21 protein-coding genes are annotated in these 24,163 nt (G+C 64.7%); 9 read left to right on the top strand and 12 right to left on the bottom strand.

All coding sequences use genetic code 11. From position 1 onward, the window contains the following. Positions 1-29 precede the first annotated feature (29 nt). The gene (locus E6B08_RS16955) at positions 30-2,750 is read right to left on the bottom strand and encodes a cation-transporting P-type ATPase (RefSeq protein ID WP_136915109.1); all 2,721 of its coding nucleotides are present in this window, start codon (positions 2,748-2,750) and stop codon (positions 30-32) included. A 226-nt stretch (positions 2,751-2,976) separates the two neighbouring features. Here E6B08_RS16955 and E6B08_RS16950 point away from each other — a divergent pair, with 226 nt between their 5' ends. Further along, a complete protein-coding gene (locus E6B08_RS16950) occupies positions 2,977-3,882 on the top strand; it encodes a LysR family transcriptional regulator (RefSeq protein WP_136915108.1) in 906 nt (301 codons plus the stop codon). A gap of 27 nt (positions 3,883-3,909) precedes the next feature. Here the strand turns inward: E6B08_RS16950 and E6B08_RS16945 are convergent, their stop codons facing one another. Both E6B08_RS16945 and E6B08_RS16940 read right to left on the bottom strand, forming a co-directional pair. Continuing rightward, positions 3,910-4,326, bottom strand: a complete 417-nt coding sequence (locus E6B08_RS16945) for a RidA family protein (protein ID WP_016713864.1) — start codon at positions 4,324-4,326, stop codon at positions 3,910-3,912. After that, positions 4,326-5,642: a flavin-containing monooxygenase gene (locus E6B08_RS16940; RefSeq protein WP_136915107.1), complete on the bottom strand. Its 1,317-nt coding sequence runs from the start codon at positions 5,640-5,642 to the stop codon at positions 4,326-4,328. The genes E6B08_RS16945 and E6B08_RS16940 overlap by 1 nt, the downstream gene beginning before the upstream one ends. Before the next feature lie 277 nt (positions 5,643-5,919). Between E6B08_RS16940 and E6B08_RS16935 the strand changes: the two genes are divergently transcribed. From E6B08_RS16935 to E6B08_RS16915, 5 genes are all read left to right on the top strand, one after another. Beyond that, on the top strand, positions 5,920-6,597 hold the full coding sequence (locus tag E6B08_RS16935) for a DUF1028 domain-containing protein (protein ID WP_136915106.1): 678 nt from the start codon (positions 5,920-5,922) through the stop codon (positions 6,595-6,597). Next, the gene (gene argE, locus E6B08_RS16930; protein WP_136915105.1) at positions 6,590-7,750 is read left to right on the top strand and encodes an acetylornithine deacetylase; all 1,161 of its coding nucleotides are present in this window, start codon (positions 6,590-6,592) and stop codon (positions 7,748-7,750) included. The genes E6B08_RS16935 and argE overlap by 8 nt, the downstream gene beginning before the upstream one ends. Before the next feature lie 214 nt (positions 7,751-7,964). Then, positions 7,965-8,768 carry a response regulator transcription factor gene (locus E6B08_RS16925; protein ID WP_416194354.1) on the top strand — a complete coding sequence of 268 codons (804 nt, stop codon included), beginning with the start codon at positions 7,965-7,967 and terminating at the stop codon, positions 8,766-8,768. Between the two features lie 45 nt (positions 8,769-8,813). After that, the gene (locus E6B08_RS16920) at positions 8,814-10,196 is read left to right on the top strand and encodes an aspartate aminotransferase family protein (RefSeq protein ID WP_136915103.1); all 1,383 of its coding nucleotides are present in this window, start codon (positions 8,814-8,816) and stop codon (positions 10,194-10,196) included. Between the two features lie 431 nt (positions 10,197-10,627). Next, entirely contained in the window at positions 10,628-12,121 is a 1,494-nt protein-coding gene (locus tag E6B08_RS16915) for an aldehyde dehydrogenase (RefSeq protein ID WP_136915102.1), read from the top strand. Positions 12,122-12,202: 81 nt separating this feature from the next. Here E6B08_RS16915 and E6B08_RS16910 read toward each other — a convergent pair whose 3' ends face one another. Beyond that, a complete protein-coding gene (locus E6B08_RS16910) occupies positions 12,203-13,579 on the bottom strand; it encodes an APC family permease (protein ID WP_136915101.1) in 1,377 nt (458 codons plus the stop codon). Positions 13,580-14,038: 459 nt separating this feature from the next. Here E6B08_RS16910 and E6B08_RS16905 point away from each other — a divergent pair, with 459 nt between their 5' ends. Continuing rightward, a complete protein-coding gene (locus tag E6B08_RS16905; protein ID WP_136915100.1) occupies positions 14,039-15,259 on the top strand; it encodes an MFS transporter in 1,221 nt (406 codons plus the stop codon). On the opposite strand, the gene E6B08_RS16900 is transcribed toward E6B08_RS16905, so the two are convergent. Beyond that, positions 15,246-16,199 carry an AraC family transcriptional regulator gene (locus E6B08_RS16900; protein ID WP_136915099.1) on the bottom strand — a complete coding sequence of 318 codons (954 nt, stop codon included), beginning with the start codon at positions 16,197-16,199 and terminating at the stop codon, positions 15,246-15,248. The two genes, E6B08_RS16905 and E6B08_RS16900, sit on opposite strands and share 14 nt — an antisense overlap. A 173-nt stretch (positions 16,200-16,372) precedes the next feature. Here E6B08_RS16900 and E6B08_RS16895 point away from each other — a divergent pair, with 173 nt between their 5' ends. Continuing rightward, positions 16,373-17,548: an MFS transporter gene (locus E6B08_RS16895; RefSeq protein WP_136915098.1), complete on the top strand. Its 1,176-nt coding sequence runs from the start codon at positions 16,373-16,375 to the stop codon at positions 17,546-17,548. A 66-nt stretch (positions 17,549-17,614) separates the two neighbouring features. Here the strand turns inward: E6B08_RS16895 and E6B08_RS16890 are convergent, their stop codons facing one another. Next, positions 17,615-18,622: a zinc-binding alcohol dehydrogenase family protein gene (locus E6B08_RS16890; protein ID WP_136915097.1), complete on the bottom strand. Its 1,008-nt coding sequence runs from the start codon at positions 18,620-18,622 to the stop codon at positions 17,615-17,617. 130 nt (positions 18,623-18,752) lie between these two features. Further along, positions 18,753-19,553 (bottom strand): SDR family NAD(P)-dependent oxidoreductase, encoded by an 801-nt coding sequence (locus tag E6B08_RS16885; RefSeq protein WP_136915096.1) that lies wholly within the window; start codon positions 19,551-19,553, stop codon positions 18,753-18,755. A 107-nt stretch (positions 19,554-19,660) separates the two neighbouring features. Here E6B08_RS16885 and E6B08_RS16880 point away from each other — a divergent pair, with 107 nt between their 5' ends. Next, the gene (locus tag E6B08_RS16880; RefSeq protein WP_136915095.1) at positions 19,661-20,605 is read left to right on the top strand and encodes a GlxA family transcriptional regulator; all 945 of its coding nucleotides are present in this window, start codon (positions 19,661-19,663) and stop codon (positions 20,603-20,605) included. On the opposite strand, the gene E6B08_RS16875 is transcribed toward E6B08_RS16880, so the two are convergent. Genes E6B08_RS16875 through E6B08_RS16860 form a run of 5 tightly spaced genes read right to left on the bottom strand, consistent with a single transcriptional unit; the run spans position 20,602 to position 23,890 of the window. Beyond that, on the bottom strand, positions 20,602-21,276 hold the full coding sequence (locus E6B08_RS16875) for a hypothetical protein (RefSeq protein ID WP_238349228.1): 675 nt from the start codon (positions 21,274-21,276) through the stop codon (positions 20,602-20,604). The genes E6B08_RS16880 and E6B08_RS16875 overlap by 4 nt on opposite strands. A gap of 47 nt (positions 21,277-21,323) precedes the next feature. Next, positions 21,324-21,995 (bottom strand): hypothetical protein, encoded by a 672-nt coding sequence (locus tag E6B08_RS16870; RefSeq protein ID WP_136915094.1) that lies wholly within the window; start codon positions 21,993-21,995, stop codon positions 21,324-21,326. 15 nt (positions 21,996-22,010) lie between these two features. Then, entirely contained in the window at positions 22,011-22,928 is a 918-nt protein-coding gene (locus E6B08_RS16865) for a M48 family metallopeptidase (protein WP_238349227.1), read from the bottom strand. Between the two features lie 38 nt (positions 22,929-22,966). Beyond that, entirely contained in the window at positions 22,967-23,458 is a 492-nt protein-coding gene (locus E6B08_RS31160; RefSeq protein WP_238349226.1) for a hypothetical protein, read from the bottom strand. Positions 23,459-23,461: 3 nt separating this feature from the next. Further along, positions 23,462-23,890: a hypothetical protein gene (locus E6B08_RS16860; protein ID WP_136915093.1), complete on the bottom strand. Its 429-nt coding sequence runs from the start codon at positions 23,888-23,890 to the stop codon at positions 23,462-23,464. Positions 23,891-24,163 lie beyond the last annotated feature (273 nt).

Here is a 24,163-nt window from a genome sequence, read left to right as displayed (position 1 = left end):
CCAGGCCGGTGGCGCCAGGGCATGGGCGCTCAGGCGCGGCTTGCCTTCCAGCGGCGGATCAGCAGTTTTTCCAGCTCGACGGCCAGGAACACCAGCACCCCGATGCCCAGCGAGATCAGCCAGCCACTGAAGGGCAGGGCCACGGTGTGGAAGGCGGTCTGCATGAACGGTACGTAGATCACCAAACACTGCAACAGCACCAGCGCCAGGGTCACGGTGAGCAGGGCGCCGTTGCGCAGCAGCGCCGCGTTCAGCGAGAACGCCTCCTGCAGGCGGCAGTTGAACATGTAGGCCCACTGCGCGGTGACCAGGGTGTGCAGGATCATGGTGCGGATGTGGTCGGTATCCTGGCCGTCGGCGATCAGCCAGGCCTCCAGCAGGAAGGCTGCCGTGGTCAGCAGGCCACCGACGAACAGCACCCGCCACACGGCGAACAGGTTGAGGATCGATTCGCCGGCATTGCGCGGCTTGCGCAGCATCATCCCGGACTCGCCAGGCTCGAAGGCCAGGGCGAAGGACAGCGTGGTGGAGGTGGCCATGTTCATCCACAGGATCTGCAGCGGCGACAGTGGCACCACCACGCCGGTGAGGATCGCCAGGACGATGATCAGGCCCTGGGCCATGTTGGTCGGCAGGATGAACAACACGGTCTTCTTCAGGTTGTCGTAGACCCGCCGGCCCTCGCGCACGGCGTTGGCGATGGTCGAGAAGTTGTCGTCGGTGAGTACCATGTCGGCGGCTTCCTTGGTCACCTCGGTGCCCTTGATGCCCATGGCGATGCCGACGTCCGCCTGTTTCAGTGCTGGGGCATCGTTGACCCCGTCACCGGTCATGCCGACCACCTGCTGGTTGGCCTGCAGGGCACGCACCAGGCGCAGCTTGTGCTCGGGGCTGGTGCGGGCGAACACCGAGTACTGCATGGCCACGCGCTTGAGCGTGGCGTCGTCGGTCTGTTCCAGCTCCTGCCCGGTCATGGCACGCAGGTCGGTGCCCATGCCGAGCATGCCGGCGATGGCGACGGCCGTGTCGGGGTGGTCGCCGGTGATCATCTTCACCTCGATGCCCGCCCGTCGGCACATGGCGATGGCCTCGATCGCCTCGGGGCGCGGTGGGTCCATCAGCCCGGCCACGCCGAGGAAGATCATGCCCTGCTGGAGGTCCTCGTGGTCGATCTCAGGTCCCGCGTCCGGGGTGGGCCGGTAGGCCGCTGCCAGCATGCGCAGTCCATGGCTGGCCACCTGGCTCATTTCCCGCTCCCAGTACTCGCGGTCCAGCGGTTCCGGGCCGTTGGCGCCGAGCTGCTGTTGGCACATGCGCAGCAGCACGTCGGGGGCTCCCTTGAGGTAGACCAGGCTGGCGCCGTCGACGTCGCAGCGACGGGCCATGTACTTGTAGGCCGAGTCGAAGGGGATCTTGCCGAAGCGCTTGACCTCCGGTATCTCCAGCGCGGCCTTGCGCGCCAGTACCTTGAGCGCGCCCTCGGTGGGTCCGCCAACCACGCTCCAGCGCCCGTCGTCGGTGCGCTGCAGGCTGCTGTCGTTGCAGATGTCGACGGCGTGGATGAACGCCGCGAGGTTGTCGTGCTGGCTCCAGTCCAGCGTCTCGGTGGCACCGGCTAGGGTGATGCGCCCCTTGGGCTCGTAGCTCTGGCCTTCGACATTGAAGATGGTGGCGGCGGTGAGCACGCTTTTCACCGTCATCTCGTTCATGGTCAGGGTGCCGGTCTTGTCCGAGCAGATCACGCTCATGGCGCCCAGGGTTTCCACGGTCGGCAGCTTGCGGATGATCGCCTTGCTGCGCGCCATGCGCTGCACGCCGAGCGACAGGATGATCGAGACGATCGCCGGCAGGCCTTCGGGCACGGCGGCCACGGCCAGGCTGATCAGCGACAGCAGCAGCTCGCCGAACGGGTAGTCGTGCCAGAAGAAGCCGATCACGAACAGCACCACCATCATGCCGATGATCAGCTGGAAGATGCGCTTGCCCAGTTGGGCGATCTGCAGCAGCAGCGGGGTCTGGTTCTCGTCGACGGTGGCGATCATCCGGTTGATCTTGCCAAGCTCGGTGGCCGCGCCGGTTTCCACCACCACGCCCTTGGCATTGCCCGAGCTTACGTTGGTGCCGGAGTAACCGAGGTTGGTGCGGTCGGCCAACTGGGCCTCGTGTTCGATGGCCTCGCTCTGCTTGGCCACGGTGAGCGACTCACCGGTGAGCATCGACTCCTCGACCTGCAGGTGGTGGATGTCGAACAGGCGCACGTCGGCGGGGATCTTGTCCCCCGGACGCAAAATGATGATATCGCCGGGCACCAGTTCGCTGGCGTCGATTTCCAGTTTTTGCCCGTTGCGCACCACATGTGCACTGCTGCTGAGCATGCCGCGCAGGGCAGCCAGGGACTTTTCCGCCTTGTTTTCCTGGACGAAGCCGATGGTGGCGTTGATCACCGCCACCAGTAGGATGACCAGGGTGTCGGTCCAGTGGCCCATCAGCGCGGTGGCCACGGCGGCGGCCAGGAGGATGTAGATGAGCACATCGTTGAAATGGCGGATGAAGCGCAACCACGCCGGATCGACGTCCTTGGCCGGCAGGGCATTGGCACCCACGCGCAGCAACCTGGCGGTGGCTTCTTCAGGCGCCAGGCCGTCGGCGCTGGTCTGCATGTCGGCCATGGTCTGCTGTACGCTCTTGCGGTACCAATGCCCGGCATCGGCCTTGGTGGTGCGGATTTCCTCGGTTTGAGTTGCTGCCATGGGACTCTCCCGCCTCCTGCCAATCGACTAGTTGAAAAGGCTGATCTTGAGCTTGTGCCAAGCATAGACGCTGATACCGCAATGGCCTTGCTCCAGGGCAAGCACAGCGAAAATATGCTCAGGCCTTAGGTAAATCCTCGACCGGCTGCCCCTGCACAGGCGCCGAGCCCAAGGTAAAGTGACGAAAAGATTTCCAAGGCGCCGCTCCGGCGCCACAGAGGTGCCCATGGCTTCCTATACCCTGCGTCAACTCAAGTACTTCGTCACCACGGTCGAGGCCGGCAGCGTCGCCGAGGCCTCGCGCCAGCTGTACATCGCCCAGCCGTCGATCTCCACGGCGATCAAGAGCCTGGAGGAAAGCTTCGGTGTGCAATTGTTCATCCGCCATCACGCCCAGGGTGTGTCGTTGACCCCCAGCGGCAAGCGTTTCTACGCCAAGACCCGGACGCTGCTGCAGATGGCCCATGAATTCGAGCAGAACGCCCTGGCCGACAACGACACCGTGGCCGGGCAGATCGACATCGGCTGTTTCGAAACCGTGGCGCCGCTGTACCTGCCGCGGCTGATCGCCGGTTTTCGCGAGCGTTACCCGGGTGTGGACATCCGCTTGCGCGATGGCGAGCAGCAGGACCTGATCCAGGGCCTGACCGCGGGCAGTTTCGACCTTGCATTCCTCTACGACCACGACCTCGACGGCACCATCGAGACCGAGCCACTGATGCCGCCGCAAAAGCCCTACGTGTTGTTGCCGGAAAAACACCGCTTCGCCAGCCAGGCCCAGGTGTCATTGCGCGACCTGTGCCCGGAGCCGATGATCCTGCTGGACGTGGCGCCCAGCCGTACCTACTTCGTCAGCCTGTTCAACGAGTTGGGGCTGACGCCGAACATCGTCTTCAGTTCGCCGTCGATCGAGATGGTGCGCGGGATGGTGGGGCAGGGGTTCGGTTTTTCGCTGCTGGTGACCCGGCCCCATTCGCCGTTCACCTATGACGGCCAGCGCCTGGTGATGATCGACATCGCCGAGCCGGTGGCGTTGTCGGGGCTGGCAGCGGCGCACCTGAAGCGGGTGCAACTGACCAAGCCGGCGCAGTTGTTCGTCGAGTTCTGCCGGGAGGAACTGGCGAAGCTTTGAAAGCTTCGCCATCGACACGCGCGATGCTTACGCCTGATCCGGTACCACCGCGATCACGTCGATCTCCATCAACCACTCGGCCTGGGCCAGCCCCGCCACCACCAGGCCGGTGGAAATCGGGAAGACCCCCTTGAGCCATTTGCCGACTTCCTTGTACACCGGCTCGCGGAAGCGCGGGTCGGTGATGTAGGTGGTGGTCTTGACGATGTGCGACAGGTCCGAGCCGGCTTCTTCGAGCAATTGCTTGACGTTCTTCATTGCCTGCTCGGTCTGTGCACGAGGGTCACCCAGGCCGACCAGCTTGCCTTCGAAGTCGGTACCGACCTGGCCACGCACATAGATGGTGTTACCGGCCCGCACGGCCTGGCACAGGTCGTTGTCCAGGGTCTGGTTGGGGTAGGTTTCCTTGGTGTTGAACATGCGGATGCGAGTGTGGGTAGGCATCAGTGGGCTCCGAGGGTGCTGACGTTGCGGGTAGAGGTGGCGTGTTGCTCCGCGGTGCGCTCATCGCGGTCACGGTAGGCCAGGTAGGTACGTTGGGTGGCGATGTGCCCGGCGACGTGCTTGGCGTCGTGCCATACGCCCCAGATGAACGACGAGCCGCGGCGCGACAGCCAAGGCAGGCCGAGGAAGTACACGCCAGGTTCCTTGGACACGCCGCGCTGGTGCTGCGGCTTGCCGTTGGCATCGAAGGCGTCGACCTGCAGCCAGCTGAAGTCCACGCCATAGCCGGTGGCCCAGATGATGCTGGTGACGCCGGCCTTGGCCAGGTCGAGTTCGCGCAGCGGGTTGCTCACGCAGTCCGGGTCAGGCAAGCGCTTGCGCGCTTCTGGCTCCTGGGGCAGGTCCAGGCCATTGCGCTCGATGTAGGCGTCGGCGGCATCGAGCAGGGCCAGGTAGTTGTCGTCGCCACGGTTGATGTTGTCGGCCAGGTTGTCCTGGAAGCGCGCCACGCCGTTGTCGAAGGACTGGGTCAGGCCGACCAGGGTCATGCCCTGGTGGGCGAGGGCGCGGAAGTCCACGGTGTGGCCGCCACGGGCACCGGACACGGCGATGGTCACGTGTTCGCGGCCGGGTTTGGCGATTTCGGCATCCCACTCGCCGAGCACGCCCAGCCACCAGCAGAAGTCACGGTTGCGGTAGCTGCGCGGCGGGCGGTCGTGGGCGCCGACCGACAGGTACACCTGGCGGCCGGCGCGCATCAGCTCTTCGGCGATCTGCACGCCGGAGGAACCGGCGCCGACCACCAGCACCGCGCCTTCGGGCAGTTGCTCGGGGTTGAAGTAGGCGGCGGAGTGGATCTGGTGCAGGTGGGCGTCTTTCGGCGCGATGGCCGGAATGACCGGCTTCTGGAACGGGCCGGTGGCCGCTACCACGCGGTTGGCGCGGATCACGCCTTGGTTGGTGTCGATGGTGAAGCCGGGGCGATCGGCGTTGCGCACCACCTTTTTAACTTCGACTCCGGTACGCACCGGCAGGTTGTACTTGCGCACGTACTGCTCGAAATAGTCGGCGACCTGCTCCTTGCCGGCGAAGGCGTCGGCGTCGAGGTCGAATTCCAGGCCCGGGAAGCGGTCGTGCCAGACCGGGCCGTTGGCCACCAGCGAATCCCAGCGTCCGGTGCGCCAGGCTTCGGCGATGCGGTTGCGCTCCAGTACCAGGTGCGGCACGCCAAGCTTGCTCAGGTGTTCGCTCATGGCCACGCCGGCCTGGCCGGCGCCGACCACGAGGGTGTCGATTTCGATATTGTTCAGTGTCATTTTCCGAGCCCTTGTTCAGGCGGTTGTTGTCAGGTCGGTTCGATGGACCGCTGTTGCCTGGGGCCAGACTAGGGAGGGGCGTAACATCGCGAAAATAGTATTTAGCTGGGGCTTGCCGATAAATTACCGAAGGGCTCGTGGGGCAAGGGCTGGGGCCAGGATCGGCGGCGTTTTGCCGGGGCCTTAGGTTTTTCCTTGGCAATGCCGAGGAAAATGTTGGTTTCGTCCCCGGCGGGGCTTGCAGAGAATCCTGTTAAACCAGAACAGGAGCTGCACCATGACTTTCTCCATCATCGGACGCTGCCAGGAAACCGGCCAGGTCGGCATCGCCATCAGTTCGTCGAGCATCGCCGTGGGTGCCCGCTGCCCGTGGGTGCGTGCCGGCGTGGGTGCGGTCTCGACCCAGAACATCACCTTGCCGGCCCTCGGCCCGCAGATCCTCGATGCCCTAGAACGCGACCAGGTGCCGCCAGCGGCGGCCCTGGACAAGGTGCTCAGTGCCAACGGCTGGAGCGAGTATCGGCAGGTGACGGTGATCGACAGCCAGGGCCAGGTGGCGCTGTTCACCGGCAAGGAGGCCCTTGGCGTGCACAATGCCGTGGCTGGCGAGCAGTGCGCGGCGGCGGGCAACCTGCTGTCTTCGCAGGCGGTGATCGAAGCCATGGTCGCAGCCTTCGAACAGGCTGGCGGCCACCTGGCAGACCGCCTGCTGGCGGCGATGCACGCGGCCATGGCGGCCGGAGGCGAGGCGGGGCCGGTGCATTCGGCGGCGTTGAAGATCGCCGGCGAGCACACCTGGGCGCTGGTCGACCTGCGTGTGGACTGGGCCGAGCACGATCCGATCGGTGAGCTCGACCGCCTCTGGCAGGCCTACCGCCCGCAGATGCAGGACTACGTGACCCGCGCCCTCAACCCTACCGCAGCGCCAAGCTATGGGGTGCCGGGCGATGAGTGAGGTGTCCAGCCGCGCACTGCTCGAGCGCCTGGTGGGCTTTGCCACCGTCAGCCGCGATTCCAACCTGGAACTGATCGGTTTCATCCGCGACTACCTCGCCGGGTTGGGCGTGCAGAGCGAGCTGTTTCTCAACGACGAAGGCACCAAGGCCAACCTGTTCGCCACCATCGGCCCCGATGATCGCGGGGGTGTTGTGCTCTCCGGTCACACCGACGTGGTACCGGTGGATGGCCAGGCATGGACGGTCGAGCCATTCGCCCTCACCGAACGCGATGGCCGCCTGTACGGCCGGGGCACTGCCGACATGAAAGGCTACATCGCCTCGGTGCTGGCCGCGGTGCCGGCGTTTCTTGCCGAGCCGCTGTCGATGCCGGTGCACCTGGCATTCTCCTATGACGAGGAAGTCGGCTGCCTGGGCGTACGTTCCATGCTCGCGGCCTTGCAACAGCGCCCGCACAAGCCGCGCTTGTGCCTGATCGGCGAGCCGACCGAGCTCAAGCCGGTGCTCGGCCACAAGGGCAAGCTGGCCATGCGCTGCGAAGTGCACGGTGCGGCCTGCCACTCTGCCTATGCGCCCTATGGGGTCAACGCCATTGAGTACGCCGCGCGACTGATCGGCAAGCTCGGCGAGATCGGCGATGCGCTGGCGCTGCCGGCGCACCACGACGAGCGTTTCGACCCACCGTTCTCGACCGTGCAGACCGGTGTGATCAAGGGCGGTCGGGCGCTGAACATCGTGCCCGAGGAATGCGAATTCGACTTCGAGGTGCGCGCCTTGCCCGGTTTCGAGGCGCAGCGCGTGGCCGACCAGTTGCAGACCTACGCCGAGGCCGAGCTACTGCCGCGCATGCGGGCAGTCAATGCCGCCAGCGATATCCGCCTGCGCCCGCTGAGCGCCTACCCGGGGCTGGCCACTGCGCAAGACAGCGAGGCGGCGCGGCTGGTGGCATTGCTCAGCGGCTCCGATACCTTCGGTACGGTCGCGTTCGGCACCGAAGGCGGGTTGTTCGACCAGGCCGGCATTCCTACGGTGGTCTGCGGGCCAGGGAGCATGGACCAGGGGCACAAGCCGGACGAATTCGTCAGTGTCGAGCAGTTGCAAGGCTGTGATGCGATGCTGCTGCGCCTGGCGGCATACCTGCGCCAGGCCTGATCGGGGCGGGCTCTTCAGCCCAGCTCAGCTCAGCGCGCGACATCGATGCCGCTGGCGCTTGCGGGTTCACCCTATCGGGTGATTTTCCAGGGCAGGCACTCATGGGAACATCCGCTCAACAGAACAACGATGCCGCCTCATGCCAGGCAGTCTTTTTTGGGTGGATGCAGACGTGGATAGTGCTCAACTCACTTCAGTGCGGTGGTTCGAGGCAATGGCCAAGGTTACCGCGGCCATTGGCACACCCGGGTTCGCCGCGGCACTGATCGAGGCGCTGGCGAGCGTCGGCCCGGTGAAGGCCACCACCGTGTATCTGTATCCGCACCAAGGCTTGCCCTCGGCCTGGTTCGAATGTGATGGCGCCGGGCCCTGGGCGCCGGAAGGCAACGTGCGGCGCTACCTGTCGGGTTTCTACCTGCTCGACCCGTTCTACGAGGCCAGCATCGAGAACGTGCCATCGGGCTGCTATGCCCTGGAAGACGTCGCCCCGGATCACTTCAAGCTCAGCGAGTACTACCTGGCGTTCTACCGGCATTCGTACTTCGAAGACGAGATCAACTACATCCTGCAGTTGGGCAAGGGCCTGAGCCTGGCGGTTTCCCTGGCATTCACCGACGAACTCGAGGGTGACACCAAGGCACGCTTCAAGTGCATCGGCCCTTGGGTGCTGGCGGTGCTGGCCAAGCACTTCGACGGCTACCAAGGCCGAGGTGGGCGGATTGAAACGGGTTGGGAGCAGCAGGTGCATGCTGCGCTGAGCAACTTCGGTTCGTCGTTGCTGACCGAACGCGAGTGCCGCATCGCCCAGCTCATCCTGCGCGGCCACTCGACCCGCTCGCTGGCCGAACGCCTGGGGGTCTCGGAAGACACCATCAAGTCCCACCGCAAGCACGTCTACGCCAAGCTCGATATCGGCACGCAGTCGGAACTGTTCTCCCTGTTCATCGATGCGTTGGCCAACGCCCAGGGCGTGCTCGGCCGAGACCCGCTGGAAAGCTACATGGGCAAGCTGCGCTGAGCGCCGCTGCCTCGCTCCACCCCATACCAACAAGGAACACCCGCCATGAACGCGCCTTTCGTACCGCAACGCCAGACCCGTGACTACCAGGCCAGCGATGCCGCTCACCACATCCATGCCTTCCTCGACCAGAAGGCCCTCAACGCCGAAGGCCCCCGGGTGATCGTCGGCGGCGAGCGGCTGCACCTGTGGGACAGCGAGGGCAAGCGGTACCTGGACGGCATGTCGGGCCTGTGGTGCACCCAGCTCGGTTACGGCCGCAAGGACCTGACTGCCGCCGCCGCTGCGCAGATGGACCAGCTGGCCTACTACAACATGTTCTTCCACACCACCCACCCGGCGGTGATCGAGCTGTCCGAACTGCTGTTCAACCTGTTGCCGGGGCACTACAGCCACGCGATCTACACCAATTCAGGCTCCGAGGCCAACGAGGTGCTGATCCGTACCGTGCGCCGTTACTGGCAGGTGGTCGGCCAGCCGAGCAAGAAGATCATGATCGGCCGCTGGAACGGCTACCACGGCTCGACCCTGGCCGCGACGGCGCTGGGCGGCATGAAGTTCATGCACGAGATGGGCGGCCTGATCCCGGATGTAGCGCACATCGACGAACCCTACTGGTACGCCGCTGGCGGCGAGCTGTCGCCGGCCGAGTTCGGCCGGCGCTGTGCCCTTCAGCTGGAGGAGAAGATCCTCGAACTGGGCGCCGAGAACGTTGCCGGCTTCATCGCCGAGCCATTCCAGGGCGCTGGCGGCATGATCTTCCCGCCAGAAAGCTACTGGCCCGAGATCCAGCGCATCTGCCGCCAGTACGACGTGCTGCTGTGCGCCGACGAAGTGATCGGTGGCTTTGGTCGCACGGGCGAATGGTTCGCCCACGAGTACTTCGGCTTCGAGCCCGACACCCTGTCGATCGCCAAGGGCCTGACCTCGGGCTATGTGCCGATGGGCGGCCTGGTGCTGAGCAAGCGCATCGCCGAGGCGCTGGTGGAGCAGGGCGGGGTGTTCGCCCATGGTTTGACCTATTCCGGTCACCCGGTGGCGGCGGCGGTGGCCATCGCCAACCTCAAGGCCCTGCGTGACGAAGGCATCGTGCGCCAGGTGAAGGAAGACACCGGGCCGTATCTGCAGCGGATACTGCGTGAGGTGTTCGCCAACCACCCGCTGATCGGCCAGGTGCAGGGCGCCGGGCTGGTGGCAGCGTTGCAGTTCGCAGAAGACAAGACCAGCCGCAAGCGCTTCGCGAACGAGAACGACCTGGCCTGGCAGTGCCGGACCTTTGGTTTCGAGGAAGGGGTGATCATTCGTTCGACCCTGGGGCGGATGATCATGGCGCCGGCGTTGGTGGCCAGTCATGGCGAGCTGGATGAGTTGGTGGAGAAGACAAAGGTTGCAGTGGATCGGACTGCCCGGTTGGTCGGGCGGTATTGAGATCGGGCGCTGATGTGTTCGCTTGAGATCTTCAGCGGCTTTGAGATCGAGCGCCGCCCGCGCGGCGCTTCGCGGGACAAGCCCGCTCCCACATCTGTTTGGGGCCAATTATGTCTGACAGGCCATGGTTGTCAGTCTGGTGGGCCCGGCTCGGTATTTGTGTTGCCGCCGGGGCGCACCCCGATACCTCGTGGTGCCACCAAAGGCGAACAACCATGACCTGACAGACAGTGGCACGTTGCAACAAATGTGGGAGCGGGCTTGTCCCGCGAAGCGCCGCGCGGGCGGCGCTCGATTTGTGCGCCACTGCAATGCTCCAGTGAACACCCCGCGCCCCCACCTTTCCTCCAGATCCACCCCCGCCCAAATCCCAATCCAAATCCCACTCCAAAACCAACAACAAACCGCCCCAAGCGCCCCCAGGAGCCCCCATGCAAACGCAACAATTCTGGCAACAACGCGCCTCCACCCTAACCCTACCCACCAAGGCCCTGATCCAAGGCCGCCAGCTCAGCGCCTCGACCGGCGCCACCTTCGCATCCATCAACCCCGCCACCAACCAACTACTCGCCCAGGTAGCCTCCTGCGCCCAAGCCGAAGTCGACCTCGCCGTCGCCAGCGCCCGCCGTGCTTTCGAGCAAGGCCCCTGGCCGCGCATGGCCCCAGCCGAGCGCAAGAAGGTGCTGCTGCGCCTGGCCGAGTTGATCATGGCCAACCGCGAAGAACTGGCCCTGCTCGATTCGCTGAACATGGGCAAGCCGGTAATGGATGCCTACAACATCGACGTGCCAGGCTCCGCGCATGTCTTCGCCTGGTACGGCGAGGCACTCGATAAACTGTATGACCAGGTCGCGCCGACCGCAGCCAACGCGCTGGCCACTATCACCCGCGAAGCCCTCGGCGTGATCGCCGCCGTGGTGCCGTGGAACTTCCCCCTGGACATGGCCGCCTGGAAGCTCGCACCCGCCCTGGCCGCAGGCAACAGCGTGGTGCTCAAGCCCGCCGAACAGTCGCCGTTCTCGGCCTTGCGCCTGGGCGAACTGGCCTTGGAGGCCGGTCTGCCGGAAGGTGTACTGAACGTGGTGCCAGGTTTGGGCGAGCAAGCTGGCCGTGCCCTTGGCCTGCACCCGGATGTGGATTGCCTGGTGTTCACCGGTTCCACCCAGGTGGGCAAGTACTTCATGCAGTATTCGGCGCAGTCCAACCTCAAGCAGGTCTGGTTGGAGTGCGGTGGCAAGAGCCCGAACCTGGTCTTCGCTGACTGCCAGGACCTGGACCTGGCAGCGGAGAAGGCCGCCTTCGGCATCTTCTTCAACCAGGGCGAAGTGTGCTCGGCCAACTCGCGCCTGTACGTGCAGCGCTCGATCCACGACGCGTTCGTCGAACGCCTGCAAGCCAAGGCCCGTCAGTGGCTGCCGGGTAACCCGCTGAACCCTGCCAGCCGTGCCGGGGCCATCGTCGATGCCGAGCAGACCGCACGCATCGCCCGCGCCATCGGCCAGGCCAGCGAGGAGGGCGCGCGCCTGGTGTGTGGCGGCCAGCGACTGACCATCGATGGCGCCGACAACTACATCGAGCCGACCATCTTCGCCGAAGTCGGGCAGGGGATGAGTCTGGCGCGCGAGGAAGTGTTCGGTCCGGTGCTCGCAGTGAGCGCCTTCGACACCGAGGAGCAGGCCATCGCCCTGGCCAACGACAGCATCTACGGCCTGGCCGCCTCGGTGTGGAGCGACGACCTCAACCGCGCGCACCGGGTCGCCAAACGGCTGAAGGCGGGCACGGTGTCGGTGAACACGGTCGATGCCCTGGATGTGAGCGTACCGTTCGGCGGTGGCAAGCAATCGGGTTTCGGTCGCGACCTGTCGTTGCATTCGTTCGACAAGTACTCGCAGCTCAAGACCACTTGGTACCAGTTGCGCGGTTGACCCTGGCCCAATGAAAAGACGCCGACGATCACTCGTCGGCGTCTTTTTTCATGGATGACGCAACAAGGCCATCTACAAGCGTCAATCGGCCATCTGCAGTTCTGGCAGCTTCACCCGAAATGCCCGCGTCAGTCCCAGCAAGAACAACACGCCGGCGCCCATCCAGCACAGGCCGATGGTGAAGGACATGCTCGACAGGCTGGTCCACAGCCATACCGTGCTGAGAAAGCCCAACCCTGGGATGAGGCCGTAGCGCAGGGCGTTCTGAGTACCACGCAACTTCTGGTCGATCAGATAATGCTTGATCACGGCCAGGTTGACCGCCGAGAAGGCGAACAGCGCGCCAAAGCTGATCATGTTGGCGACCGTATCCAGGCTGATCACCAACGCGGTCAGCGAAACCAGCCCGACCAGCATGATCGCGCAAGCCGGCACGCGCTTTTTCGTCACCAACTGACCAAACACCCACGGCAGCGCACCGTCGCGTCCCATGGCGAACAGCACCCGGGACACGCTGGCCTGGGAGACCATCGCCGAGGCAAAACACCCGGCGACGTAGGTGGCGGTGAAGGCACTGGCCAGCAGTTGGCCGCCGGTGCTGCGCATCACTTCCACCGGCGCCGAATCGGGGTCGGCGAAGCTGCTCCAGTCGGGGTGCACCAGTTGGGCGAAGTACGACACCACGAGAAACAGCAGGCCACCGCTCAACGACACCGCCATGATCGCCTGAGGGATGCGCCGGGTAGGGTTGGTGGTTTCCTCGGCCATGGTCGACACCGCGTCGAAACCGACGAACGAAAGACACAACACGGCCGCCCCGGCCATGATCGCCGAGGCGCTGAAGCCCTCGTGATAGAACGGCGAGGTCAACGACACCGGCTGCGCCTGGGCGGACACGGTCTGGATCGACAGCGCCACGAACACCACGATGAACACCAGTTGGGCGACCACCAGGATCCAGTTGACCCGGGTCACCGACTCGATACCGATCAGGTTGAGAAAGGTCACCAGGCTGATCGAGCCGAGCACCCACACCCAGGGGTGGATGTCCGGGAAGTATTCCGACATGTAGATGCCGATCAGCAGATAGCTGAGCAGCGGCAGGAAGATGTAGTCGAGCAGGAGCGTCCAACCGGCCATGAACCCTGCGCAGGCACCGAAGGCCTTGCGCGTGTAGGTGTAGACGGAGCCCGAATAAGGGTGGGCCTGGACCATTCGGCCATAGCTGTAGGCGGTGAACAACATCGCGCCCAGGGTCAGCAGGTAAGCGGTAGGCAGGTGCCCCTTGGTCATCTGGGCGACCAGCCCATAGGCGGAAAACACCGCCAGCGGCACCATGTAGGCAAGGCCGAAGAGTACCAGCGCGGTCATGCTCATGGATTTACGCAAGCGTCCGGTTGAGTTCGAATGTGAAGGGGAATGCGCAGGGGGCGTGGCGGTTGTGGTTGTTGTATGCATTGCTAACTCCTGATGTCGGATGCAGGACGCCGCGGTATACGAGCGGGCTCGATACCGGTGAAGGTCGGATGCGGACGATTGATCGGGGCAGGTGGGCGCAAGGTTGCCCGGGTGCAGCGAATGGGACTAGCGGATGAGCCCGGTGTCGCCGATTGGCGGGAAGGGGGGACCGCACAGGGCGGGCTGGGCGAGGGATGGGTTCATGACATTGTTCTCTTTATTGTCAAGGCACGAAGGGTAAGGCCGCTCATTGGCTTCTGTCGAAGCCGTTGAAACTGTGCACGCCAAGGGGCCTTGACGAATGCTCCCACAGTCATCCGGCAGGTAAAATCACCCCTTGGGGTGATGGCCGTGACCACGGTTGAGCGCTGGATCGTTACCGCAACGGTGACGCCCCGGTGGCGGTAGCTGTATCGTTAGCAAAACAACGAATGCACCTTCGCTATCAATGTGGGGCCCATGGCATCGACCTCTGCAACCCGCGGCCTGACCGCGCTGACCTTCGCCCTGGTGCTCAGCCAGTTCTTCCGTACCTGCCTCGGGGTCATGGCACCTGAGCTCCAGCATGACCTGGGGCTGACGCCAGCAGGCTTCGGCACCTTGTCTTCGTGCTTCTTCCTGTCGTTCGGCTTGGCGCAGATCCCCGTGGGCATCGCCTTCGATCGCTGCGGGGTAGGCCGCCCTGCACGCTGGCTTTTGGCCCTGGGAGTGGTGTCCGCGGCGCTGTTCGTGTTCGCCCCGGGCGGGTTGTCGGCAATGCTCGCCCAGGTCGGCCTGGGCCTGGCCTGCGCCCCGGTGTTCATGGGCTTGATGCATTACGCGGCGCAGCGCTTGTCCGGGCCGCAGTTCACCTCGTACATCAGCGGCGCCAACGCCATGGGCATGGTCGGCGGGCTGTGCGCGACCGCGCCGCTTGGCTGGGCGGTGGACACCTTCGGCTGGCGGCCCGCGATTGCCTGTTCTGCACTGATCATGCTGCTGGTGACGGTGTGCGTCTGGCGCACGGTCGAGGATCGAGCGGACTGCCCAGCGCAAGGCGAAAGCCTGGGAGGGATGCTGCGGGCGAGCCTTGGCTTGCTCGCGGTGCCGGCGATGTGGACGTTGATCCCGATGTGCCTGGCGATGGCCGCGGGTACGTCGTTCCGCAACGCCTGGGGCGGGCCGTACCTGGCGAGCGTGTTCGACCTCGACGCGGGCACTCGTGGCGTCGCCCTGGCGGCCCTGAGCCTCGGGGCGCTGGTGGCGGCAGCGGCGCAGCCGTGGATTCTGCGTCGCTATTCGCTGCGCTCGAGCATCCTCGGCTGGACGCTCATGACCTTGCTGACCGCACTGGTGCTGGTCGCCTGGCCCGATGGTGCGGTGGTTGCCAATGTCGGGCTGTTGGCAGCGCTGGCCACTGTCGGGGTACTGCACCCGATGGTCATGGCCCATGGCCGATTGTTGCTGGCGCCACACATCAGGGGGCGGGGGCTCGGGGTGCTCAACAGCTTCGTGTTCCTGGGGTCGGCCCTGGCGTCCTGGGTGTTTGGCCTGATCGCAGACGCAGGGCAGGTCGCCGGTAGCCCCGCGCCGAGCATCTACGCCTGGATCTTCGCGACGGCGGCGTTGTTGCTGGTGGTGGGGTTGGCTGCCTATTCCTTCAGCCCGGCGGTGCCGTCGACCGACGTTAGACGGGGCTGACTCGATCGGCGCCTTGATTGCCGTGCATGGCGACTCGGCGCAAATCGGCGATATCTCGCTTGGGCGGCAAGCCAAACTGCCGCCCATATTCGCGGCTGAACTGCGAAGGGCTTTCATAGCCAACCTTGAACGCGGCCGTTGCGGCGTCGAGGTTCTCATTGAGCATCATCCGCTTCGCCTCGTTCAAGCGTATCCATTTCTGATACTGCAGCGGACTCATGGCGGTCAGCTGACGAAAATGCTGGTGGAAGGTCGAGAGCCCCATCTGGACCTGCGATGCCAGGTCGTCCACCCGCAAAGGCGAGGCGTAGTTCAACTTGATCCAGTCGATCGCCTTGGCGATTCGATGCCCTTTGCTACCGACCGAGGCTATGTGCCGCAAGAGCGGGGCCTGGTCGCTCATCAGCAGGCGGTAGTGAATTTCCCGTTGCAGCAGCGGCCAGAGCACCGCGATTGCATCGGGCTCATGCAGCAACTCGACGAGCCTGGCGAATGACGCCAGCAGTCCAGGTGACAGCGTACCGACACCTGCGCTGCCCGCTATCGGCTGACCCGATGCTGGTAGACGAACATCTTGGGCGATGAGCTCAGCCAGGGTGCGCAGGTCCAGCCGAAACACCAGCCCCAGGCAAGGGGCATCCTTGCTTGCCTGGGTCACGGCCGAGTGCGCAGGCAGGCTCAGCGAGGTGACCAGGAAACCGTCGCTGCCGTAGGGGTATGCATCGCCCCCGATGACCATCTCCTTGGCACCCTGCACCACCAGCACGATGCTGGGTTCGACCATGCAGGTAACCGGCAGGCAGGGTGCATCGCGCCTGTAGACGGCGAGATCGGTTATCGGCGTGGAGAAGTCGCCGGGTGCCGGCGTCAGCGAGGCGATGATCCTGCACAGCGATTGCTGGGCGCAAGACGAAGCGGTGCTGGCTGTGGAGGTGTTCATGTTGGCGAAGTCCGTAGTGTCACTGCAACTGTATGCTCCCGTTTGTCGGGCTGTCCATGGGTGCGCAGGCAAGGCTGGACGAATAGGCAAGGAATTCACAGTACCACTCTACTGATGCTGCGGATCGGGCGCGGATGATGGCAGCCGGTCCCCTATTCAGTCCCGGAGCAGCGATGAGCAGTACCGCGTTACCTGTCCAACGTACCAGTCGCCCAGCATGGGGCGCTGTCCTGGCAATGTCGCTTTGCGCGTTCGCCCTCGTGGCTTCCGAGTTCCTTCCGGTCAGCCTGCTCACGCCCGTAGCCACCGATCTGTCGCTCAGTGAGGGCCAGGCCGGGCAGGCTATCTCGATCTCTGGCTTTTTTGCCGTGATCACCAGCCTCATGCTCGCCCGTCTCACCCGCGGTATCGATCGCAAAGTGGTGCTGCTGGGTACCACTGCATTGATGGTGGTTTCGGGCACCCTGGTCGCCTTCGCCCCCAACTACACAATCCTGATGGCTGGCCGGGCAGTCCTCGGCGTCGCGATTGGCGGCTATTGGTCGATGTCGACTGCCGTGATGATGCGGATAGCCCCCGATGGGCAGGTGCCCAAAGCGATCGCGATCATGCAGGGCGGTACGGCCTTGGCGACGGCCATCGCGGCCCCGATAGGAAGTTACCTTGGAGGCATTATGGGTTGGCGAGGCGCATTCTTCTGCGTCGTGCCGCTTGCCGTTGTCGCTCTGGCCTGGCAGGCATTTACCTTGCCACCCATGCCGAGCGAGCGTGCTTCAGGCTCCGCGGCGGGGACGTTGCGCCTTCTGGGTAAACCAACGGTCGCGCTGGGAATGGCGGCGGTGGCGCTGTTGTTCATGGGGCAGTTCACGCTCTTCACCTACCTGCGCCCGTTCCTGGAGAGCGTGACCCGGGTGGACGTGCCCATGCTTTCGCTGCTGCTGTTGATCGTCGGCGTTGCCGGCCTGGTGGGCACGATGGTGGTCGGCACGTTCATCGGCCGCCATTTGGCCAGGGTGTTGATCGGCATCCCGCTGATCATGGCAATCGTCGCGTTCGCGGTGGTCGCAGTAGGTTCGTGGCTGGTACCCACTGCCTTGTTGCTGGGCATCTGGGGCCTGATCGCAACCTGTGCACCGGTTGGCTGGTTCACCTGGTTGGCCCGCACGCTACCCGAGGATGCGGAAGGGGGAGGTGGCTTGATGGTGGCGGTCATTCAACTGGCCATCACGCTCGGAGCCACGCTCGGTGGCCTGTTGTACGACGGTATTGGCTACCAGGCGACCTTCATCGCCAGCGGCACGATGCTGATCGTTGCAACCTTGCTGACGTTCAAGGCCCGGCGCCTGTAGTCGCACGGCTAGCGAGCGCAGCCCATCGCGGGCGGATGGGCTGGCCCTTGCAGCAAAACGCCCCGATCAGAAGCCTTCCAGCACGATCTTGCCCCGCGCCTTGCCGCTCTCGATCAGCGCATGGGCGCGCTTGAGGTTGTCGGCATTGATGGCGCCGAAGTGCTCGCCCAGGGTGGATTTGAGCACGCCCTGATCGACCAGCGTCGAGACCTGTTCCAGCAACTGATGCTGCTTGATCATGTCATCGGTTCGATAAAGCGAGCGGGTGAACATCAGCTCCCAGTGCAGCGACAGCGACTTGCGCTTGAGTGGCATCACATCGAGCTGCGCCGGGTCATCGATCAACGCCAGCTTGCCCTGCGGACGCAGCACCTCAACCAGTTGCGGCAGGTAGGTGTCGGTGTGGGTCAGGCTGATCACGTAGTCGACCGGGTTCTGCCCCAAGGCTTCCAGCTGCAGCGCAATCGAAGCACCATGGTCGATGACGTGGTGGGCGCCCAGGTCCTTGACCCAGGCCTGCGTTTGCGGGCGTGAGGCGGTGCCGATGACGGTGAGCTCGGTGAGGGTGCGGGCCAGTTGAACCAGGATCGACCCCACTCCGCCACTTGCGCCGATCACCAGCAGGCGCTGACCCCGGCCACCGTGCTGTTCGATGCCCAGGCGGTCGAACAGCAGTTCCCAGGCGGTAATCGAGGTCAGGGGTAAGGCGGCAGCGCTGGCGTAATCCAGGCTGCGCGGTTTATGCCCGACGATGCGCTCATCGACCAGGTGCAATTCGCTGTAGCTGCCAGGGCGATCGATGGCCCCGGCGTAGAACACTTCATCGCCGGGCTGGAACAGCGAAACCTCGGCCCCGACTTCGCGGACGATACCTACCGCATCCCACCCCAGCACCTGCGGTTGGTCGCCCCCTCGGCTGGCCCTGATCTTGGTATCGACCGGGTTGACGGCGATGGCCTTGACTTCGACCAACAGGTCGCGGGCGCCGGGAGTGGGCGTGGGCAACTCGCTGTCGACCAGCGCTTGGGGATCGTTGATCGGCAAACCGGGTTGGGTATAGACGACGGCCTTCATTGGCGTTACCTCGATGAATTGAACCGATGAATTGAACGTAGGAATCAGGCTAGCTGCTTCGATTGCTGATAAAAAGTGGCTCAATCGAGCAGGACTTTCTCTACTGCAGTGAAAATACCCGGCGCATCGGTCACGGGTTGGTGCCGTAGCGGGGTGCGAGCTGGCTGTTCGAGAGCAGGCCTGCCAGGGCCTGGCGGCTGGCTTCGTAGGTCTGGTACGGCGCAAGGTCGTGCAAAGACGGTATCGACACCAGGACGCCGTGGTCGAAATCCTTCAGCGCGCCGTCGACCAGGTCGCCGGCCGTCATCACGATGCCTGGGTCCAGGTGTGCCAGGGGCAAGCCGCCGATTTCCCATAGTTCGGTGGCGGTAGCACCGGGAAGCACGGCCTGGATGCGGATGCCCTGGGCGGACAACTCCTTGTGCAGCGACTGCGTGAACGCAGTGACATACGCCTTGCTGGCCCCATACACGCCATTGAGCGCCTCGGGAGTCAGGCTGAGAACAGAGGAGATGTTGATCACCGCGCCCCGCTGACGGGCGACGAAGCCGGGCACCGCTGCATAGGTCAGGCGGGTGAGGGCGGTGACGTTGAGGCTGATCATCTCGGCCATCCGTTCGACGTCGCTGTCGAGCAAGTGGGTATGCGTGCCGATGCCCGCGTTGTTCACCAGCAGGGTGATGCTCGCGTCATCGCGCAGCTTGTGCTCGACCTCGGCGAGGTCGCCTGGGTTTGCGAGGTCTGCGGGGAAGACCTCGACGCTTCGCCGGGTTTCGGACGTGATGCGGCTGGCGAGGGCGTTGAGGCGTTCCCGGTTGCGAGCGACCAGGACCAGGTCGTAGCCGCGGCGGGCCAGGCGCTCGGCGTAGATCGCGCCAATGCCGCTGGACGCGCCAGTGATCAGTGCAGTGCCTTGATGCAGGTTGTTCATGGTCCAGCTCCGTGTGTGGGTACTGGCGTTCATGATGCGCAAAAGCGGGCTTGTCTCAAATGACGTATATGGTAGTGTTTCGAGACATCCACAACAGGTGTCCAGCCATGCATCGCGTCGGCTATCTGATTCCCGAAGGTTTCCAGGTCATGTCCCTGGCAACGCAGACCGTGTTCGAGTTCGCCAATATCGTTGCCGGCGAAGCGGTCTACAGGATCCAGAATTTTTCGCTCGACGGCGGCACGGTGCGGTCCTCGCTGGGCATGCACATCGACACCTTGCCGCTGGGCGCGCCAGGCCTGGCCGATACCTGGATGGTCGCCGGCACCCTGACGCCGTTGACGCCCCCGCGCGAGGAAGTGTTGCAACGCGTGCGTGAGTTCGTCGGCGGGGCGCGACGCACCGCTGGGCTGTGCACCGGTACGTTCGTCCTGGCCCAGGCCGGGGTCCTGGACAACCGGCGCGCCACCACCCACTGGGCCTATGCCAAGGCCTTGCACAAGCAGCATCCACGCATAGCGGTCGAGCACGATCGGATTTTCATCGTCGACGGCCCGATCTGGACGTCGGCTGGCATGACCGCTGCGCTGGACATGGCGTTGGGCATGGTCGAGAAAGACCTGGGCGCGGAACTGGCCAGGTCGGTTGCGCACAAGCTGGTCATGCACCAGCGGCGCTCTGGGGGGCAGTCGCAACATTCCGAACTGCTCACCCTGGCGCCGAAGTCGGACCGCATCCAGACCGCCCTGGAGTACGCCCGCAAGCATCTGGCCCGGCCCCTCACCGTCGAGGAGCTTGCCGAGGCCGTACACCTGAGCCCAAGGCAGTTCACCCGCGTATTCACTGCAGAAACCGGGCAGTCACCGGCCAAGGCGGTCGAAAGCCTGCGCCTGGAGGCTGCCCGCCTGATGATCGAGCAGAGCCGCCACAGCCTGGATGTGGTGGCGAAGGAAACCGGGTTTCGCGACCGTCGCCACCTGCGCGAGGTGTTCATCCGGGGTTTTGGCGTGCCTCCCCAGGCCGTGCGCCGGGATGCCCGGCGCGTGCTTTAGCGTGCGTTCGCGCCTTGGCGCAGCAACCGATCGAGCTCCTGCTGAGCCTGCGCCGCCTGGCAATGCGCTTCGAGCAGCGCGTACACGTCATCGCACTCCAGCTTGCGGCCTTCGCACATCAGCCCCGCAGAGAGAATGCGGATATGCGGGCGGGGCTTTTTAAGTGCCATGGCCTGATTGCCAAACAGCTGCAGCGTGGCACGGTGGGTGGGCAGGTTGGCGTCAGGGCGCAGGATCAGTTGCTGCTGCATGATGAATCCTTCGTCCTTGACCTCGATGCCGATCACATCCAGCAGATCGACCGGTGCACTCAGCGAATCGACCGTCAGCTGGCTGCGGGTCAGGCGCATGAAGGGCTGGGTGCCGGCGTTGCGATGTTGCCAGGTCATCACGGCAAAACCCGCCGTCATCAGGGCGGCGCACACGGTCAGGCCGGTGGACCCCACGTGGATGCCCCAGCCCAGCAGGCACGCCGACACCAGGACGAGCAATGGCCCATAGCGCTTGTAGCGGCGGGTGTTGGTGAACGCCCTGATCGCCGGTACGCGCTCGACGACCCGCTTGAGCTCGCTGATGACCCGCGCCTGTTGTGCGTCCCGCACCTGGTCGTATTCGGCGCTCAGGGACTCGCTCAGCGAGGACAAGGGGTCTGGTTGTTGCAGGGTGGTCATGGGGTACTCCGAAATGATGGATAACCGCGCAAGCTGCGCGCGGTGGTTCAGGCCTGCCGGTCGGATTGGCGGGCCTTGAGCGCCTGCAGTTCCGCGTAGGCGCGGGCGGCGTCGCAGTGGCTGAGGATCAGGTGCATCACCTCCTGGGGAATCAGGACGCTGCCGTTGCGGTCCAGGCCGTACATCGACAGGTGGACCTGCGGGGGCCGGCTGTGCTCGGCCTTGGCCTTGGGCATCATCGGCCCGACCGGATTGTGGCTGGCAGGTAGCGGCGCGCCCTCGCGAAGGGTGAGGGTGATGTGCAATTGGCGGCTGTCCTTGACCCTGGCCTGGGTCAGGTCCAGCAGGTCGATTTCCGCGTCCAGCGTGCGAAACCACAGGTGCGTACGGCTCAAGCGCAGCAGGGGGTGCTTGCCGGCTTCGCGCTGCAGCCACACACCGGCGCCGAGGAACACGCCCATGCCCAGGCAGATCACCCCGGCCGGCCAGGCCTTGCTATCGCCGATGCAGAATGCGCCCACACCAAGCATGAACAGCGAATACATCAGCAGAATGCCGCGTACCTTGCGGCTGTCGGTCAGTTCGGTGACTTCCGGCACGCTGGCCAGGATCTGCTCGCGCTCTTCGATGGCGGCGCGCAGTTGCTCGCTGGTGTTGGCGTTGAAGTCGCCGGTCAGGGACTCGGCCAAGTTTGCCGATGGATCTTCAGGACGGCTCATGTGCGCACTCCAGGGTCAGGTAGCAGTGGTCGCCGGGCTGGGGCTGGCCAGTTGGCCGAACCAGTGGCGGTCGTAGTCGGTGGGCTGGCGGGTGGCCTCGGCCAGCAGTTGCGCGTCCAGCATCACGCCCAGCTGCTGCAGGCGCAGGGCGGTCGGCGGGTGGCTGTCGAACGGGTGTGGCACGGCGCGGCCGAGCACCTCCTCGCTCAAGCACAGTGGATGCACGCGCAGGTGCTCGGCCAGGGCCTGGATCAGGTCCTTGCGTTGGCGCTGGTGCAGCAGGGCGTCGATGGCGCCGTCCAGGGCGATGACGCGCAGCAGTGCCTGGCAGAACAGCCGTGGCCCAGCCACTTGGGCACCAGCCCTGTCGGCCACCAGTTCCTGGGCGCGGCTCCAGTGCTGCACGGCGATCTGGAAGTGGTGCAGGAAGCGCTCGGCCATCCAGATGGCCGGGCGTTCGAGCCATGAAGGTGGGGTGCCTTCGCCGGTGATGACCGAGAAATGCAGGCACATCAAGCGAAAGCGGGCGCCCACCTCGCTGCCACGTTCGGTGTCACGGCTGCTGAAATGCCCGAGTTCGTGGCCGATGACCGAGGCCGCCTCGTCCTGGCTCATGCACGACAGGTAGGTCAACGGAAGGTACAGGGTGCGCCCGCTGAGCAGTTGCCCGGAGGGTTGCAGCATGACCTCGACGCTGGTGACGAAAAACGATTGGTCGATGCCCACGACGATGTGATCGGGTACTGGCGCGCCGGTAGGCCTGGCCAGCGATTCGACCCATGCCCACAAACCAGGGGCGTCGGCGCGGCTCAAGGTTCGGCCGAGAAAGGTCGAGCAAGGCGCATCGAGCGCCAGCCATTGCTGACGCAGGCGCAGGATGAGCAAAGTGCCGACGTACAGTACCGGCACCACCGGCAGGCACATCAGCAGCATCGCCAGCGTTCCGGCCTGGGGGGTACTGTGGGCCCAGCTCAACTCATAAAGCAGCGCCAACCCGAGCGACCCATCAGCAATGCCGTGTGCACCATCAGGCATTGGCTCAGGGCGCGCCAGCTGAGGGACAGGTGGTCATGCAGGAAGTCTCGTGAGCGCACCGCCCGCCAGGCATCCACGCGCAGCTTCAGCCAGGTGGCAGGCCCGGCCAGCAGTGCGGCGATGGCCAGCCAATGGCTTAGCGTGGCCAGCACCTGTCGCAGGTGCAACCCGCCGCGGTCGGCATCGGTCTGTTCGACGATGCGCTGGAAGCGTTGGCGCCGGGTGTCTTCGTCGATCACCAGCTTGCGTTCTTCGCGCGGCAGTCGTTCGAGCAGGGCGTCACTGGGGCTGGCCAGCCATTGGCGCATGATCTGCGCCTCTTCCAGCGCGCTGTCCGCGCGCCAGCTTTGCAGGCTGCTCCAGCCCATCAGCAGCAGCGGCACTACCAGCAGGGCCAACACCCAGGCCAGCCGCTTCAAACGCCCCATGGTTCAGTTGGCCTGCAGGTAGTCGGTGAGGAACGCCTGGGCATTGCCCTGATTGGACAGGTATTCGTCGTAGCCGACGGTGATGTCCTGGGTCTCGTTGGGCAGGTACAGGGTGCCCCAGCCGTTCTGCAGGACCAGCACCACGAACTTCTTGCCGTCGACGGTGGTGGAGTAGCGGGTGTCCTTGGAGGTCTTCTCTACGGTCATCTTCTGGATGCGCATGTCCCAGTCGTGGTCGATCCCGCCCACTTGCACCAACGCTTCATTGGCACTGCGCTCGCCGATGCGCAAGGTCCAGACCTTGGCCCCTTGCTGGCCCGAGTAGGCGACCACCTTGTCGGCCACTGGCGGGCGCTCGGCGGCGTGGCACAGGCCGCTCAGCAGTGCCAGGGAGGTGGCGACGACAGCGGCCCATTTGCGGATGGTTAGCATGGATGTAGCTCCTTGAATGGGAAAACGCGCCATTGAAGGGGCTACGCGGCAACCTGCCAACCACAGTGGCTGCGGAACACAACTAATAGGCCCGTGGTCACAATCGCTGACGTTCGGATTGTGTTCGCGTTAACATTCCGACCCTTGCAAACCACACCCGAGAGAATACCTATGGAAGGGTGGAACCCATACCTGGATGCGGAATTCCGTTTCGACCAACCGGAAAAGCTCGACCAGGCCGGTGTGTTGGATGCCGGCACAGGGGCGATCATC

This window comes from Pseudomonas putida (genome assembly GCF_005080685.1).
In the GTDB taxonomy this organism is placed as follows: Bacteria; Pseudomonadota; Gammaproteobacteria; order Pseudomonadales; family Pseudomonadaceae; genus Aquipseudomonas; species Aquipseudomonas putida_V.
This window is presented reverse-complemented; position numbering and strand designations above follow the sequence as displayed.